This window comes from Porphyromonas endodontalis (assembly GCF_052173515.1).
In the GTDB taxonomy this organism is placed as follows: Bacteria; Bacteroidota; Bacteroidia; order Bacteroidales; family Porphyromonadaceae; genus Porphyromonas; species Porphyromonas endodontalis_A.
Map to the genome: position 1 here is coordinate 14194 of NZ_JBQMYL010000012.1, position 17200 is coordinate 31393.

Here is a 17200-nt window from a genome sequence, read left to right on the forward strand (position 1 = left end):
CCTCCCGCTCTCTTCACCAGCAAAAAGGCCTCTACTTTACGGACAAGTAGAAGCCTTTTTTATATTCCGATAGGGTGGGTCTAGAGAGTCTCAGCCATTAGCGCTCTACACTCTTGCGCTCTGTCGTTTGCTGTTTGCGCTCAGCCTCTTTGGCACGCCGCTCCTCTTCCCGATTTTTCTTGAGTTCTTCCGCACGTTGTTTGCGCTCAGCCTCTTTGGCTCGCCGCTCCTCTTCACGCTTTTTCTTGAGCTCTTCCGCGCGTTGTTTGCGCTCAGCTTCCTTGGCTCGCCGCTCCTCTTCTCGCTGCCGTTTGACCTCTTCTTCTCTCTTCTTCTTGGCTTTTGCCTCTTCGCGCTCACGCTGCTTACGCTCACGTGCTGCCTGCTCTACATCTTCGTAGGAGATGGGAGCGGTTTCGTTTACTTGGTAAATAGGCGTTTCCTCTTCTCTCGGTTCGGGTTTGGGATCGGGTGCTTTCTCTGCTTCTACGGGTGCAGTCTCTCGAGGTATTTCGACCTCTTTAGTGGGAGCTACGGCGGCCTCTTCTCGAGCCTTTGCAATCTCTTCGTAACGACTCAGTGCCAAGGCAACCGCTGCCTGACGGGGGGCTATGCTATCGGCCAGGAAGTCGAAATAATTCCCCAAAGAAGCTCCGGAGAGAAGTGCTTTGTAGCTCGCCTGATCCATGGCAAAGAGGAGAGCATCGCTCGGCAAGGCAGGCATATACCCCTCGGGACTATAGGCATCGCGTACGTAGTTCCAAGCATCACGCTCAGAGGAGAAACCGCTAATAGTCACTCTTTGGATGGGCGAAAGTCGCTCTAGAGAGACCTCTAGAGGAAGATCGGTATAGCGTGAGAAATTGAACGAAGTAAGCGCAAAAAGGAGCGAATGATACTCCACATTTGCCTCGGCACAAAGCAATACCACACTATGCGGAGAGCGCAGAAGTGGCAAGCGATAGGTGTAGAGAGAGTCCGGCACCGACTCACCATCCCCTGCAAACGACAACTCGTAATTGAGTCCGGAGTAGCCTCCCTTGCTAATGCTTCTACCGCCTGTCAGCTCTCGCAACATCTGCTGAGCCAGCTCCAACACCTCGTCGCGTTGGTACTCTTTCAGGAGCTGTTCCAAAGCCTGCTTAAAGGCGATTTCCTCTCCCTCCAATACGTAAGAGAGGGCTTTGAGGAAGTCCATCTTAGGCATCAAAGGCGAGAGCGGATATTCTGTATGTAGCTCCGTAGCAGAAGCTCTCACCGCCATAGGATTACCACTCAAATAGGCAGCAAAGGCCTCGTTGTAGAGCCTCTCCTCTTGCTCTTGAGCCGTGCGGAGTTGCTCAAGATAGTGCGGAGAAGCCACCGCCTTAGCCAAGGGCTCTTCGGCAAACTCTGCCAATATTTTTCGTCGCCAAGCCTGAGCTTCACTTGTCAAGCCGCGCCGCTCCATCAGCATATATAGACGGTAGTAAACGCTCAAACGCTCTCCATAATTAGGATAGCGGCGGAGCAACTCCTCTAGAGCATACGTAGCTTCGTCAAAAAGCTCCATCTCTTCTTGGAATACTTGAGCCATCCCTAGGAGTCCATTTTGGATAATAACGTCGCTAGCTGCGAGCTCCTCGGGCGTAGTAGGTAGCTGAACCAAATAATACTCTCGCTTGGTTGGGTCTTGGCCGGGCGGTAGGGTTTGGGAAGATGATGAGGCTGTAGCCGCGGTATCCGACGCCAACGAATCGGCTTGCTCCGGAGTGGGCTGCGACTCAAATGCAGGGGAAGAGGCTGAGGGCATCACACTCTTCTGGCGGCGACGCCAATTATCTTCCAACGTGCGATTGCCCCACTTCTGTTTGAATTGAGCTTTCCCACGAGCAATGAGCTGGGGATTGTAGAAATAAAATTCACCCGAAGTAGGCATCCCCTGATCCGGAGTTTTAGATACCCCTGATGGGGTGTTACTACCGAGTTGCTCGTTGATAGCATCTTGTTCTTCTTGCCGAGCAGCCATCCGCTCATCACGCTCTCGCTCTCGTTGCGCCTTCTCATAAGCGGCAATAGCACTATCTATAATGCGGAGTTTTTCCACCTCGGGGAGAGAGGCAAGATGGCGCAGACTATCCTGCTCTGCCACGGCTCGCACGTGGAGAGCCAAGGCATCAAGTTGTTTAGAAAGTGTGGTATATTCTTCGCTCTTTGGGTGCGACTTAGGAAGAGCCGCCACCCCGGTAGCAAAACTTTTTTGCGCCTCGTCCCAATCTCGCTTTGCAAGGTAGATCTGCCCAGCTGCCACGGCACATAGGGCGAAGTCTCCCCCATGCTCCGTACTCTTCTCCACCCCCAGGTTATAAGACTTTAGAGCCGAGAGGGAATCCAATTGCCTTAGGTATAAATCTCCCTGTGTGAGGTAAAGGCGATCTAATACCTCCTTGTTGCGCCCACGACGTGCCATCTTTTCCGTTGTCGTGATAGCCCTACGCACATTCCTCTCCGCCTCTATCTCTACCAAGCGGAGCTGCGTGGCAAACTCCAATGCAAAGGGCGGAGCCTTGCTCAATAGGGAGCGGAAAACCTTTTGTGCCTCACCGGGACGCCCCGATTGCACAAGCAACTGCCCCAAGAGGTAACGCATACGCAACTTCTCTGTTCGGCTCTCTTCCTTAGCAATAGCACGCCGCAGAGGCTCAATAGCTTCGTCAATTCGCTCCTTAGAGAGAGCTACCTCTGCCAAGGTCTTGTCGTAGACCAGACTTTTTCTGAGATACGAAGCGTCTGTTTGTAATGTCCTAATCATCTCCTCCGCCTCATGCAGCCAGCCCATAGCCGTATAGCTGCGCGCCTGCCAGAGACGTGCCTCGTCTCGGATGGCTGGCTCCGTGGCGTAGAGGCGAGACATGTACGAGAAGGTGGCCATGGCATCGAGGAAGTCGCCATTGTAAAACTGCGATTTCCCCACAAGGAGCCAAGCATTATGCAAAAAGGTATTGTACTCGCGACGCTTGTAAAACTCGGCTTCGCGGGCTGAGGGTCTCCCCTTTCGTTCCGGTTTTGTACGGATGCTGTGGAGTTTGATGGCCGTCTGCCCTTTGGCTAAAGCCGGGTCAAATGCCCCTCCTTTTTGCTCCTTAAGCTCACCCCGTTGTGCCTCTATCGGGTCAAGGAATATCTGCCGAGAGTAACTCTCGGAGTAATTCGCCACAAAACTATTATAGGTCTCGTCAAAAGCATTTTTGCCATGAAAATAGACATTGTAGCGCGTGGTCAGATTATGGTAAAAGCGGGTTGAAGCATTATTGCGCCGCACCGAGCAACTCCCCAAAAAGAGGGCTAAGCACAAGCAAACTACGGAGACAAACGAAGCACGGCGCATACGAAACAATGGTCTTTTAGCGAATCGGCGGTTGGGAAGTCGCCTCCATTTTTTCCGAAGCAGCCCTCAAACGCTCCTCGGCCTCGCCCATAAGCGACTGCGGCAGAGCTATAGAGCGACGGCTAAGGCTCTGCATCCAGCCTGCCACATCCTCGGGTAAGAGCGTAACGAGTACGCCACGAAACTCTTCCACCTCCTCGGGGGTGTAATCGCTATGCGACCGAGAGGCAAAGCGGTCTAGCTCCTCGTCGTCGTAATAATCAATCTTCGGAGCAGCCTTTTCTTTGCTACAGGTGCCCTCGCCACAGGTGCAAACAGAGCACTTCTCGCCCGACTGCCCCCAAGAATCGATCCCCTTAGCTATATCTTTTTTGTGCTCATTGATCGCGCCGTGGCGTCGCCCCCAGCGAAAGATCACCCAAATGAGCAGAGCAATCCCTAAGAGGATGCCCAATAATTTAGTTGACATCATAGGGCAAAGATAACGATTGAGCTACGATAATAGGCACCTCTACCCCGTGACATCGGGCAAGAAAAGAGAAACTTTCTCCTCGGTGGGATGGATACGAAAACAAGCGAATTACCAAATAGTCTCGATATCTTCTTCCGGCTCTAGGGCGTGCTCTAGGCGTAGCGTAATGGTTGTGGCATCACACACGGCAGAGGGACCAAAATACTGAATAGGGCCGGGATAACGGAAGGCAATGCCCTCTGCCCACTCCTCGCGGTGGTCTCGGAAGTAGCGGAATGGGGCCCCCTCTATATCTACCAACGCCTTAGCGATAACGGGTTTGTCCACACCATTTCGCTCCTCTATGGTCAGCATCTCTGTAAGGGGGATCCCTCTGGGTATCCACTCTTTGGGGGGATGAACCAAATTGCCCACCGTAGCCATGTATCCGGAGCAGCCCTCTTTGGCAAGAGCCACCGCAGTACGGCCCAGAGCATAACAGTAAGAAGCGTCGAAATTGGAGGGCATCGAACAGCGACCTTCGTACCCAAAGAAATGGGTCAGAGGAGAGGGGTTACCCTCAAATTCGCCCTGTGAGCGACGCTTCTCTAGCTCTTGCCCCAAGAGAGTGACAATGAGAGATTCCGTCTCGATACGCGACACTTGTACATTACCGTGGGGGTCTCGCTCTAGGGCAAGCTGACGAGCCACCTCCTCGGGGAGTGAGCGCAAAGTCTCCTCGTCCTCATCCGAGAGTTTGCTGGCAATGTAGTTGATAATCTGACTCTCCTTCACAAGATGGAGCTTATGCCCATTCTCTGCCAATACTCGGTTGAGTGAGGCAATAAGACGACGTACCTTGGGCACGAATTCTATCAATCCCTCGGGGATAAGCACCACGCCAAAGTCCATACCTCGCCGTGAGCGATCCACGATAACATCCGCCAGCTGACGCACTAGGTCTCCCAGGGTGAGCCCACGAGCCGCTACCTCTTCGCTAATAATTGCCACCGTGGGTTGGGTCATAAGAGCGCACTCCAAGGTCAGGTGCGAGGCCGAGCGTCCCATGAGTTTGACAAAGTGCCAATACTTCTTCGAGGAGTAGCAATCGCGCTGGATGTTACCCACCAATTCGGCATAAACCTTAACGCAAGTATCGAAACCAAACGACGTCTCTACCCAACCATTTTTGAGGTCGCCGTCTATCGTTTTGGGGCAGCCCACTACACAGAGAGGATCGTTTACGCTTCGACAGTACTCGGCAAGCAGGGCAGCATTGGTATTGGAGTCGTCCCCACCAATAACCATAAGAGCATCCAAAGCCAAGCGATGAGCATGGAGAAGTACCTGCTCAAACTGTTCCTTAGTCTCAAGTTTTGTACGGTCAGAACCAATCATATCGAAGCCTCCCGTATTGCGGTAGCGGTTAATAACGTCTGCCGTAAGCTCCCGAGCTTCGCCTCGGAGCAGCCCCCCAGGGCCCATGATAAAGCCATAGAGAATGGAGGCAGGATGGTGCATCTTGAGGGCATCAAATATGCCGGCTATTACATTGTGCCCCCCGGGAGCTTGCCCCCCTGAGAGCAAAACCCCCACCGTAAGAGGGCTAGTAGCTTCTGCCTCTGCCCCAGCTTCTGCCAAAGAGACTACGGGGAGCTGTGCCGTGTGAGGGAAAAGAGCTGCAATACGCTCATCAGGAGTCGCGGCATTGGTAGAGACATCAAGCTTAGTAGGGTGCTCTAGCACCTCGGGGAGTTGAGGCTTATAGACAGCGCGCAACTTATCAAGACGAATATAGGTCATAGGGCAAAGATTAAAAACAACGTGGGGCACCTTAGCATCATGCCGGGCACCCCACTCTTTGACTACATATTAGGCTTCAAACTCAATATCTACATCGAGATGTTCGTGCCATGGCAAACCCTGCTTGGCCACCTCTTCGAGGAATGGATCGGGATCGAACTCCTCTACGTTGTGCACCCCGGGCTTATTCCAAAGCCCTCGTGCGAACATCAAGGCTCCCACCGTGGCAGGTACCCCCGTTGTGTAGCTTACACCCTGCATCCCGGTCTCACGGAAAGCGGCTTGGTGACTACAATTGTTCCATATATAATAAGTGTGCTCCTTACCATCCTTCACCCCACGGATACGGCAACCTATTGAGGTCTCGCCCGTGTAGTTGCTCCCGAGGTCTTGAGGATTGGGTAGCACGGCTTTGAGGAATTGAATGGGTACGATCTCCATACCGTTGTAATTAATGGGTTCGATGCTTCCCATACCAATGTTTTGGATTACGCGCAAATGGGTCAGATACTCCTCACCAAAGGTCATCCAAAAGCGTGCTCTCTTGATAGTGGGGAAGTTAAGCACCAAACTCTCGAGCTCTTCGTGGTAAAGAAGGTAGCTCTCACGCACACCGATACCGGGGTAATGGAGGGGACGATGGATCTCTTGAGGCTCCGTCTCTATCCACTCACCATTGAGGTAGTATTTACCCTTTTGGGTAATCTCGCGGATATTGATCTCGGGATTAAAGTTCGTAGCAAATGCCTTGTGATGATCCCCTCCGTTGCAGTCTACAATATCGAGGTAGTGGATCTCGTCGAAGTGATGCTTGGCGGCATAGGCTGTAAATACGCTCGTTACCCCGGGGTCGAAACCACATCCGAGGATAGCGGTAAGGCCGGCCTTTTCGAATCGTTCGCGATAGGCCCACTGCCAGCTATACTGATACTTTGCCTCGTCTAGAGGTTCGTAATTGGCGGTATCAAGGTAGTTTACTCCGCACTCCAAGCAGGCATCCATAATAGTAAGATCTTGGTAGGGAAGAGCTACATTTATTACAAGGTCGGGCTTAAAGCTGCGGAATAGAGTACACAGCTCGGGCACCTTATCGGCATCTACCGAAGCCGTTTGTATCTTCACCCCACCAAGGGTTTCTTCAATCTCCTTAGCAATCTTGTCACATTTGCTCTTGGTACGGCTTGCCAGCATTATATCGGTAAAGACCTCGTGGTTCATAGCCACTTTCTTAGCTACGACGGTGCCAACGCCTCCGGCACCAATTATCAAGACTCTTGCCATAGTTATAGTTGTTTGCTTTCTATGCTCTGTTATTTTTATGCTCCACAAAGATAGAGAAAAAGAACTATCCTCTGAATAACATACCCCACAATACCGAGATATATTCCATACCCCAAACAGCACTTGAACAGGGAATCCCATGTCAAGTGCCGCATAATATAAAGAGATGAGATTACAGGGACACTTTGTGGATAGAGGTGCCAACTCGCACTATATAAACACCCCTTGACGGAAGCTGTAGCACGTGAGAGCCCGTGAGGTATCCCTGAGCTATCGTTTTCCCTTCCACTGTGTAGATAGAGTAGAGAATGGGGGACGATGGCTCCTCAGGAAGCTCGATAACGAGACTGCCATCCCTCCCATATACCGTGTACTTCCCAACCCCCTCCACCAATGGAGGCTCTACTCCTAAGGGAAACTTATCCGTTTCTATAATATTGGTGAAGTAGTTCCAGCCGAATGCCTGCCGGTACTTCTCCCCTGAGCCGATAGGGACGTAAACAGGAATGTCCTTGGGAGTAAAGCCATGAAATGGGCCCTTCCCAGGATTCGCATGATCTTCGGTACAATGAGGAGGATTGGGAGAGAGAGAATATATCTTCTGGAGGTAACGCAAGTCTCTAAATGCACCGCCTTCAATATATTCCACGGTAGAGGGGAAAACAATCGAATCAAGAGCACAATAATCAAAAGCATCCCAACCTACCCAAGTCAAATTTGATGGAATGTCGGTTTTAAGTTTATAGCATAACTGAAAAGCGTTCCTCTCTATCTTGGTTACAGATTCGGGAATATTAATCTTTTCTAAATTGTGGCATAATCCGCAAAGTCTTTCGGGAATTTCGTTAAGTCCTTCAGGTAGGACAACCCTCTTTAGCCGTTTGTTGTCAGCTAAGGCAGCACCTCCTATTCTCTTTACCGTACTAGGCAGAACAATCTCCGTGAGATGAGTAGCGTATATAGCGGAGAATCCAATGCTATCGAGCCCCTCAGGGAAGTTCAGCTCTTTGACCCTTGCGTAATAGAATGCAAGTAGGTCAATGGTCTTAAGGGAGGAAGGCAGAACAACCCTCTTAAGACTATCGCAGCACTGAAAACATCGAATAGGTATCTCCTTCACGCCTTCAGGAATTACCAAAGGGTCTCCTTCAAGCCATCGATTATCCTCAAAACTACTTGCCCCTAATTTTCTCAAGGAAGAGGGAATATTGATCTGCCTCAACGTCAACCCTATAAATGCACAGTAGCCAAACTCCGTAATATCATCAGGAAGAATGATGCGACGAATGTCTAGATAGTGTCCGGAAGTATACCAGTTCCAGTCAACGAATCCAGAATCTGGAATCTTATGGTTCTCAATCTGTGCATATTGTAAATTGACGATTCGCAGATTTCCATCCTTTGCGCAACGAACTATAGTTTTGAAATCGGGAGCACTGATGGGGCCATGTACGACCAACGAATCTATGGTGTTCCACTTGTCGCCCAAAACTTGCTCCAACTCACCATACCTGCTCACCCTCGCATCGAAGAAACTCTCCTGACTCCATACCTCAGGAGAACAGACCAGCCCCAAAAAGAGCAATAGAAATATCAGTCTTCTTTTCATCATTTCTCTGTGTGTTTTATTCCATAAACAAATACGGCAACAGAGGTAGAGACCTTTGCATCCTCCGCTCCATACCTACCATTTCCTACTAGAAATCATCTTTTACATTAAGCCCATCAGGGAACAAATCGCCTCCTGAATGTCACTAACATGGTGCAAATGTATACATTTATTATACATCTACAATATCCAAGGAGGGGAAATTCAGTCACTTTGCCTACCTCACACTCACCAAAAACCTCTTAGATTACAAATTATTTCCATACACACAGCCATACCCTAAAGTCTTCTCCCAAAATGGATATGGAGGTAGGGGGAGGAAATCGCCGTGTGAAACGCGCTAAAAACGCTGCCCTAAATTTCGAGCGGAATAGGGCAAGAAAATTTCGTTCCACAGCTAATTTTGTACCTCAAAACCAGCCTAAAAAGTTTGGAAAATCAGGCAGTTTCTGGAGCCGTTTTTGCCCTGCACTCCTAGATGCGTAGACCTAAAAAGAAAACGACCTCTCCCTTTAGCTACCTTTTCTCCTCGTCTCACCGAGATTCTCAAAACCACCCCTCTCATATACTATTCTTCCCCAGACCTCTCCCCCCTTTCCTCTCTCCTCTAGCAGGTTACCCCTCCACAGGGTGATTTTTTTTGCTATCTTTGCAGAGCATGATAGAATACCTCATCCTACTCGCATCGGTTATCGTATTTGCGGGTATCATCATCGGGAAAGTGGGTTCTCGGTATGGCATTCCGGCCCTTTTGCTCTTTCTCTTTACGGGAATGCTTTTCGGGAGTGATGGATTCGGGTTCCAATTTGAGGATGCACAGATAGCACAACACATTGGCATGGTGGCCTTGGCCATTATCCTCTTTACAGGGGGGATGGATACAAAGCTGCGCGAGATCCGCCCCGTTATGCTACCGGGGCTATTGCTCTCTACCCTCGGGGTACTGCTTACGACCCTCTTCACCGGACTTTTTATCTACCTACTCACTAAGAACTTTGCTCTTGGGGTAACGCTGAGTCTTCCGCTCTCGCTCCTTTTGGCAGCCACCATGTCGAGTACCGACAGTGCCTCTGTCTTTGCTCTACTGCGCTCTCAACGTGTACACCTCAAGCACAATCTCAAACCCATCCTAGAGCTAGAGAGCGGGAGTAACGACCCTATGGCGTATATGCTCACCATTGCGCTCATTGGATTTTTGCAGCAATCGGGACTTTCGATAGGGGCTTTACTACTACACTTCGTCCAGCAATTTGTACTAGGGGGAGCCTTGGGGCTACTTTTCGGTTGGTTGGCGGTCTGGTTGGTCAATCGCACAGAAATCCCCAACCGCACCCTCTACCCCATTATGCTGCTCTGCCTCCTCTTCTTCTCTTTTGCCCTTACAAACATAATCCAAGGGAATGGATACCTTGCCGTTTATATCACGGGAATTGTATTGGGGAATGCCAAGTTGCGCCACCGGGGTAGCATCAATCACTTCTTCGACGGCATCACCTGGCTCGTGCAAATCATCCTCTTTATCATGCTAGGGCTGCTTGTCAACCCCAACGAACTACTCTCCGTGGGCGTATTGGGCGTACTCATTGCCCTCTTTATGATGGTGGTAGGTCGCCCTCTGGCTGTGCATATCACCCTCCTCCCCTTCCGCCGCTTGGGATTCAAGGGTAAGGGGTTTCTCTCTTGGGTGGGACTGCGCGGTGCAGCACCGATCATCTTTGCTACCTATCCGGTGGTGAGTGGCGTATCGGGATCTTCTATTCTGTTCAACATCGTTTTTATCGTAACTCTTCTCTCCCTACTCATCCAGGGGATGACCATTACCCCTATGGCTCGCCTACTAGGATTGGCAAAGCCGGCTCCCCCCGAGGGGAACTTTATAGGTGTAGAGATCCCCGACGAATTGGGGACGCAAATGCAGGAGAGAGAAGTACGCAAAGAGATGCTTGCCAAAGGGGATGAACTGCGTCAAATCGAACTATTAGAGACTGAACTTGTTATATTGGTACGGCGCAAAAATAGATTTATTGTGCCCAAGGGCGCGCTCAAACTTCACGTGGGAGATATTCTACTTATCGTTTCGGAGCACTCCCAGCAGTCCGCAAGCGATGACGGACACCACCAACTCATAGAGCGCATTCGAAAGAGCCTATTACAATAACAAAGTACAGATATACTACCCCTATGAACAGCAATTACATTTTCATCAGCCTTGTAGCCTTAGTTATAATTGGAGCTATCTTGGGTTGCACGCTCCCCAAAAAAGGGAACTCTCCTCAAATCGTAAATACCGATGTGCCCACTTTCAAGAAAATAATAGAGCGACCCGACATACAACTGGTAGATGCTCGCACCCCAAAAGAATACAACGAGGGGCATATCGGGAACGCCATTAACATAGATGTTTTGGCCGAAGATTTCATCCCAAAAGCCACACAACTTCTGAAAAAGGAGAAGCCCATAGCCATCTACTGCCGCTCAGGTAAACGGAGTGCCATAGCAGCTCAAAAACTCAGCGAAGCAGGCTTCTCGGGGCCTATCTACAACCTCACCGGGGGATATCTTGCCTACTCCGCTCACAATTAAGGAGCAGACCCTCAACCCTCCCCAAACACACCTCGATCCTCCACTATGCTACGCCTCCAACGCGCACACTACAAACCACTACTCTCGATAGGGATCCCCATCATGATCGGGCAAGTTGCTATTGTTTTAGTCAGCTTTGTCGACAACATTATGGTGGGCAATCATAGCCTAGACGAATTGGCTGCGGCAGCCTTTGTCAATAACTTTCTCAACCTACTACTCGTGTTGGGGATGGGCTTTTCGTACGGCTTGACCCCTCTCGTTGCGGAGTCGCACAAGCTTAACCGCCCGGAGCGTGCAGGCCTTTACCTCAAGGGTAGTATGCTGCTCAATACCCTACTGGCATTGGCCTTAGGGGGTATCGCATTGGGGCTATCCCTCTTTCTCGAATTCTTCAATTTGGAGTCTCGGTTGATGCCTCTAGCCCAACCCTACTACTACCTACAGGTCATTAGCTTTGTGGTGTCGATGCTCTTCAATGGGCTGAAGCAGTTCTACGATGGCATGAGTCGCACTCGCCTACCTATGTACATCACCATAGCCGGCGTAGGGATTAACATTCTACTCAATTGGGGACTTATCTACGGACGCATGGGCTTACCCGAGTGGGGGCTGTACGGAGCCGGTATCGCAACGCTCATCAGCCGTGTCGCCATGGTCGTGCTCCTAGGGCTGAGCTTCTTTGCCGATCGCTCTCTAGGGAAAGAGCGGAACGGATTCTTCGCAGGACGCCTAGATCGCTCCATACTCAAACCCCTTACCCTATTGGGCACCCCCGTTGCCATCCAACTGGGACTGGAGACAGCCTCCTTTACCATCGCCGTAATCTTTGTAGCGCGCATCGGTAGTTTCGCGCTCGCTGCCCACCAAGTGGTGAATACGGTAACCGTACTCGGTTTTCTTATGTACTACGGGTTAGGCTCGGCAACCGCCATACGGGTGAGCCACTACAGAGCCATAGAAGACTACCAAGAGGCCAAAAACGTAGCTCAAGCCGCCCATCAAATTGGTATCGTTATGGCATTCGTTGCCATGATTGTGATCTTTGCCATCCGAGGCAAAGTGAGCCTGCTCTTTAATCCCGATGAGCGGTTGGCTCCTCTTGTTGCCATTACCTTGATACCGGTAGTGATCTATCAATTGGGAGATATGCTGCAAATCGTCTACGCCAATGCCCTCAGAGGTCTGGAGCATGTACGCAAGCTGGTACCTATTTCTATCCTATGCCATCTGTTGGTTGCTCCTATTTTGGGCTACCTATTTGCTTTCGTTTTTATGGCAAACTACCCTGAGTGGCAATTACTTGCCGTGTGGAGTGCATTCCCCATCAGCCTTACTCTCATAGGGATATTGCTCTATCGGGATTTTTATAAAAATTGCAACAAGGAGAGCCTTCAGCTTAAAAGCTAAGTACCCACAAGTAGGCAATACAACCCGATATTGGGCAGGAAGCTGTATCTTTGCAGCGAAAATTTTTAGGTAAACCACTGATAGGATTTTAGCTTTCAGCATATGACAGTTAATCATCTTAAACGTATTGCTCAATTCCTTGCCGACTATTCAGCGCGTCTTATTGGCTCGGGAGTGCATACGTCTCGTACCGTGCGCAATACTAAGCGTATAGGTACAGCTCTAGGCTGCGAAACGCACCTCAACCTCTCGATGAAGACCATGACCCTAACCGTACGCGACGAGGAAACAGGGGATATTATCACCGAGGTTATCGATATCCCCACACTCCCAATAAAGTTTGTACTCAACTCCGATCTAAGTGCCCTCAGCTGGGAAATCCACGATCGTAAGCTCTCTATAAACGAAGCCGAGAAGCGATACCAAGAGGTACTTGCCCGCTCCAATAGACAACCCTTTTGGCAAGCATGGCTCCTTATCTCCATGTCTAATGCCTGCTTCTGTGCCCTTTTTGGTGGCGACCTTTTTGCCTGCCTCTTGGTGGCACTCGATACGGCAGCCGGCTTCTATCTGCGCAAATTCCTCATCAGTAGGGGGCTAAACCACTACGTAGCCATTACGCTAGCCGCCGCTATCTCCATCGCCATACCGGCTCTCGGGATTTATCTGGGATGCCCTACCGAGACCGGCCCTACCGCCTTGGCTACCTCGGTGCTTTACCTCATCCCGGGAGTACCTCTAATCAATGGTATTATAGATATCGTAGAAGGGCATACCTTATCAGGGACCTCCCGACTTATCCACGGAGCCTTGATCATCCTTTCGATTGCCTCCGGTATGGCTATCACGCTCCTTGTTGCAACCGGTGGCATTGCCAAGATATAGTCTCCTCACCTCCGTTTCAATACCACTATGGATATACTACTGAGTTTGCTCCAAGATGCCTTTTTTGCCGGCATGGCTGCGGTAGGCTTTGCCGCGGTATCGGTTCCCCCTCGTAGGAGCTTCCCTCCCATCATAATACTAGCCGCCCTAGGGCATGGACTTCGTTGGTATCTGATGAATCACCTCGGAGTCGACATCGTGGGCGCCTCCCTTTTGGCTTCTATATTTATCGGCTTTGGTAGTTATATTTTCGGGCGCTGGTGGGTACACATCCCCATGACGGTACTCTATATCCCTGCCCTATTGCCCATGATCCCCGGTATGTATTGTTACAATGCCGTCTTGAGCTTGGTACTCTTTGTAATACACCACAAAGAGCCCTCTCTTGCCGTACAATACATGCAAGACTTCCAGACCAACTTTGTAATAGCCCTTACGGTTATCTTCACGCTGGGGGTGGGTAGCATCTTGCCCGTCTTCATCCTCTACAAAAGCTCCTACACGCTATCTCGTAGGAAGTTTAAGGACTCGTAACCCCTCGAAGCCGGCCCCTCTCGAGAGACGGCTTCGCCACCTCCCCCAAAAAAAGGTGCCCCATTCTCCCCCTTTGGTTACATTTGCAAAGTAAACGGTATAGAGTATGACAGAGAGCGATTTTGATCTATTATTGGAGGCTTGGCAACGGAGTGGGCTTGCCGGCAAGATGAGCACAGAAGAGGTAGCTCGTCTGCTCCGTCAGTGCCCGTGCAAAAAGGAGACTCTAAAGCGGGGCGAATTATATGCCATCGGAGGGGACAAACTGCGCGACCTACGCATCGTAGGCAAGGGCGGCATCAAGGCGGAAATGGTAGGCACCTCGGGCAAACAACTACTGATGGACACGCTAACACCCGGGAGAATCGTTGCTCCGGCACTTCTTTTTGCCGAAGACAATGCCCTCCCCGTAACGCTCATGGCCAATGAGGAGAGCATACTTTTTAGGATGGGCAAGGAAGACTTCCGCGACCTTATGCACCAATCGCCCCAACTGATGACGAACTTTATCGGCATCGTTTCCAACATCAGCGTTTTCCTCATGGGCAAAATTTACCAACTCTCCCTACGGAGCTTGCAAGGGAAAATTGCGGACTACCTGCTCCAAATCTACCTAAAAGAGGGCAACAAACGACTGCAAATAGACTCATCGTGGAAGGAACTAGCCGATCGCTTTGGCGTGAATCGGCAATCGCTGGCACGCAGCCTCGCCCAACTAGAAGAAGAGGGATTGCTCCGCGTAGAGGGTAAGTCTATAGAAATACTCCAACCGCACCGGATGGCAGGGTTGGAGTAAGCACACATATTATATAGATATAATCGAACTATTGGCCTCCCCAATTACATGGGGGTTCGTTGTCAATAGCCCAAGGGAAAAGAATATTGTTCTCCAAATGAATATGCTCGTGTAGCTGTTGCTCAAAGCGAGCAATCCGCTGAAGAACCAATTTATAACTTTCGCACGCATCCGCAGGTGGGGTATATCCCTGGGTGAGAGCGGCAATCGTGCGATAGCGTTCGCCCTCGCCGTCGTGCTCCGTAAGCATCACTCCGATGGGGTGAACCACCGAACCACAGTGGAAAGAGCCCAACGTGCCTTCCCCCGCCAATGCTGCGAAAAGGTCGTATAGATAGGGGAATAGTACCTGCTCCTCTTTCTGGAGGTGCTCTTCGAGGGCTAGCAAAGACTCGGCAAAGAGACTCCGCACCTCCATCAATTCGGGATGATTCTCACCATGCACGCTCGCTACTTTATCTAGCAACTGGAGCGTTATAGGCCCCTCTCGGCGGATGCCTCGGTGGTGTACCTTGAGGATATAGTCCATTAGAAGATCTTTGTCCCACTCCTTAAAAGCGTAAGAATAAGATCCTTCGCTTTGCTCTTGGAGTGCTTGATCCAAGGCTGTAATCACCTCTTCTACCGAAGCCCCTGCCTTAGCACAGGCCTCTATAAAGGGCTCTTCGCCATGACAGCAGAAGTCAATCCCATAGCGATGAAATACGGGGACGGCGCGGTAGTCGTAAGCCGCAATAGCGCCAACCGTAGCGGTTTTATAATTCATTCCAGCCATAATTATATCTGTTAAAGGGGTTAAGCAATGAGATTTTGGATATCCTCTTCTACGGTGCCGATACCGGCAATGCCAAAGTTATCGACGAGTACTTTAGCCACATTAGGCGAGAGGAAGGCAGGCAACGTAGGACCGAGGTGGATGTTCTTCACCCCAAGGCTCAGCAAACCTAGGAGCACAATAACAGCCTTTTGCTCATACCATGCGATATTATAGACGATGGGGAGTTTATTGATGTCGTCTAGCCCCATCACCTCTTTCAGCTTGAGGGCAATCACGGCAAGCGAGTAACTATCGTTGCACTGACCGGCATCCAATACACGAGGGATCCCTCCGATATTCCCTAGAGGCAACTTGTTGTAACGGTATTTGGCACAACCTGAAGTAAGAATCACCGTATCTTGCGGGAGAGCCTTGGCAAAGTCGGTAAAATAACTACGTCCGCTCTGTCTGCCATCGCAGCCACTCATCACAACGAACTTGCGGATAGCTCCGCTCTTTACAGCCTCCACTACTTTATCGGCTATGCTGAGAACCTGATGATGCGCGAAGCCGCCCACAATCGTACCATGCTCAATCTCCGTAGGGGGCTGGCAGGTTTTTGCCAAAGCGATAACCTCACTAAAGTCTTTATTGCCCTGCTCATCGCCTTCTATGTACTTAAAGCCGGGGTAACCCGTTGAGTTCGTCGTGAAGACACGATCCTTGTAAGAGGCATTCGCCTTAGGTGGTACAATACAATTAGTAGTAAAGAGGATGGGGCCATTGAAGGTCTCAAACTCTTCTCTTTGTTGCCACCAAGCGTTGCCATAGTTACCAACAAAGTGTTTGTATTTCTTGAACTTAGGATAGTAATTAGCGGGAAGCATCTCGCCGTGTGTATAGACATCGACTCCGGTTCCCTCGGTCTGCTCGAGAAGCATCTCCATATCTTTGAGGTCGTGCCCACTGATAAGAATACCGGGACGAGTGCCTACACCTATATTTACTTCGGTTATCTCGGGATGCCCGTAGGTCTCGGTATTGGCTTTATCAAGGAGAGCCATCACTTTAACTCCGAATGCACCCGTCTCGAGTACTAGGGCGGTTAGTTCCTCTACAGAGAGGAGCCCCATTGTAACGTCACACAAGGCTCGTTCGGTAAAGGCATTTATTTCATCGTCATTGTAGCCTAGGCGATCGGCATGCTCGGCATAGGCAGCGAGGCCCTTTAGTCCATAGATGGTAAGTTCTTTAAGCGAGCGGGCATCTTCGTTCTGCTCACGAAGGATCCCAACGCCGAGAGCGAGTTGGTCGTATTCTTCGGGAGTGCCCTGCATCGTAACAGCCTCATTTTCGGGCAATACAACGCCTAGGGAGAGAGCCTCCTCGCGCAATTGTTTTTTGAGATTGAAAGTGTGGGTCACACGCTTGGCGATGGAAGAGTAGTCAAAGTTGGCATTCGTTATCGTAGCAAAGAGCGACTCCATAATCGTCTTATCAGCCGTACGATAATCCAATGCTACTCCGGCTTTACGTGCCGCCGTGGTGATAATGGCAATTCCCTTGAGGTTGAAGATGAGCAAATCCATTAAGTTGGCTGTGGTAAAGTCCTTACCACAAACTCCTTTGAGGGTGCAACCCTTATTGCCGGCCGTCTCTTGGCACTGGTAGCAAAACATTCTATTTTCCATTTCTTCGTCTTCTTTTTCTTTGTTATTTCCTTT

13 protein-coding genes are annotated in these 17200 nt (G+C 50.4%); 6 read left to right on the plus strand and 7 right to left on the minus strand.

Annotation, left to right across the window (positions count from 1 at the left end; all coding sequences use genetic code 11):
• Nucleotides 1–97: 97 nt before the first annotated feature.
• The 5 genes from porW to ACTTHR_RS06680 all read right to left on the minus strand — a co-directional run bounded on the left by porW (nt 98) and on the right by ACTTHR_RS06680 (nt 8514).
• Nucleotides 98–3367, minus strand: coding sequence for a type IX secretion system periplasmic lipoprotein PorW/SprE (porW, locus tag ACTTHR_RS06660; RefSeq protein ID WP_442605610.1), 3270 nt, complete (start codon nt 3365–3367; stop codon nt 98–100).
• A 16-nt stretch (nt 3368–3383) separates the two neighbouring features.
• Nucleotides 3384–3839 carry a hypothetical protein gene (locus ACTTHR_RS06665; RefSeq protein WP_442605611.1) on the minus strand — a complete coding sequence of 152 codons (456 nt, stop codon included), beginning with the start codon at nt 3837–3839 and terminating at the stop codon, nt 3384–3386.
• 108 nt (nt 3840–3947) lie between these two features.
• Nucleotides 3948–5621, minus strand: a complete 1674-nt coding sequence (locus ACTTHR_RS06670) for a diphosphate--fructose-6-phosphate 1-phosphotransferase (RefSeq protein ID WP_442605612.1) — start codon at nt 5619–5621, stop codon at nt 3948–3950.
• Between the two features lie 69 nt (nt 5622–5690).
• Entirely contained in the window at nt 5691–7043 is a 1353-nt protein-coding gene (locus ACTTHR_RS06675) for a saccharopine dehydrogenase family protein (RefSeq protein ID WP_311551983.1), read from the minus strand.
• A gap of 31 nt (nt 7044–7074) precedes the next feature.
• The gene (locus ACTTHR_RS06680; RefSeq protein ID WP_442605613.1) at nt 7075–8514 is read right to left on the minus strand and encodes a leucine-rich repeat protein; all 1440 of its coding nucleotides are present in this window, start codon (nt 8512–8514) and stop codon (nt 7075–7077) included.
• A gap of 655 nt (nt 8515–9169) precedes the next feature.
• Between ACTTHR_RS06680 and ACTTHR_RS06685 the strand changes: the two genes are divergently transcribed.
• From ACTTHR_RS06685 to hcpR, 6 genes are all read left to right on the plus strand, one after another.
• Entirely contained in the window at nt 9170–10669 is a 1500-nt protein-coding gene (locus ACTTHR_RS06685) for a potassium/proton antiporter (protein WP_442605614.1), read from the plus strand.
• A 23-nt stretch (nt 10670–10692) separates the two neighbouring features.
• A complete protein-coding gene (locus ACTTHR_RS06690; protein ID WP_442605615.1) occupies nt 10693–11094 on the plus strand; it encodes a rhodanese-like domain-containing protein in 402 nt (133 codons plus the stop codon).
• A gap of 45 nt (nt 11095–11139) precedes the next feature.
• Nucleotides 11140–12504, plus strand: coding sequence for an MATE family efflux transporter (locus ACTTHR_RS06695; protein WP_442605616.1), 1365 nt, complete (start codon nt 11140–11142; stop codon nt 12502–12504).
• Between the two features lie 102 nt (nt 12505–12606).
• On the plus strand, nt 12607–13389 hold the full coding sequence (locus ACTTHR_RS06700; RefSeq protein WP_424772518.1) for a threonine/serine ThrE exporter family protein: 783 nt from the start codon (nt 12607–12609) through the stop codon (nt 13387–13389).
• A 27-nt stretch (nt 13390–13416) separates the two neighbouring features.
• Nucleotides 13417–13923, plus strand: a complete 507-nt coding sequence (locus ACTTHR_RS06705) for a threonine/serine exporter family protein (protein ID WP_004333340.1) — start codon at nt 13417–13419, stop codon at nt 13921–13923.
• A gap of 106 nt (nt 13924–14029) precedes the next feature.
• Nucleotides 14030–14719, plus strand: a complete 690-nt coding sequence (hcpR, locus tag ACTTHR_RS06710; RefSeq protein ID WP_314942649.1) for a nitrosative stress-sensing transcriptional regulator HcpR — start codon at nt 14030–14032, stop codon at nt 14717–14719.
• Between the two features lie 28 nt (nt 14720–14747).
• Here hcpR and ric read toward each other — a convergent pair whose 3' ends face one another.
• Nucleotides 14748–15494 carry an iron-sulfur cluster repair di-iron protein gene (gene ric, locus ACTTHR_RS06715; protein WP_442605617.1) on the minus strand — a complete coding sequence of 249 codons (747 nt, stop codon included), beginning with the start codon at nt 15492–15494 and terminating at the stop codon, nt 14748–14750.
• Nucleotides 15495–15514: 20 nt separating this feature from the next.
• Nucleotides 15515–17167 (minus strand): hydroxylamine reductase, encoded by a 1653-nt coding sequence (gene hcp, locus ACTTHR_RS06720; protein ID WP_442605618.1) that lies wholly within the window; start codon nt 17165–17167, stop codon nt 15515–15517.
• Nucleotides 17168–17200 lie beyond the last annotated feature (33 nt).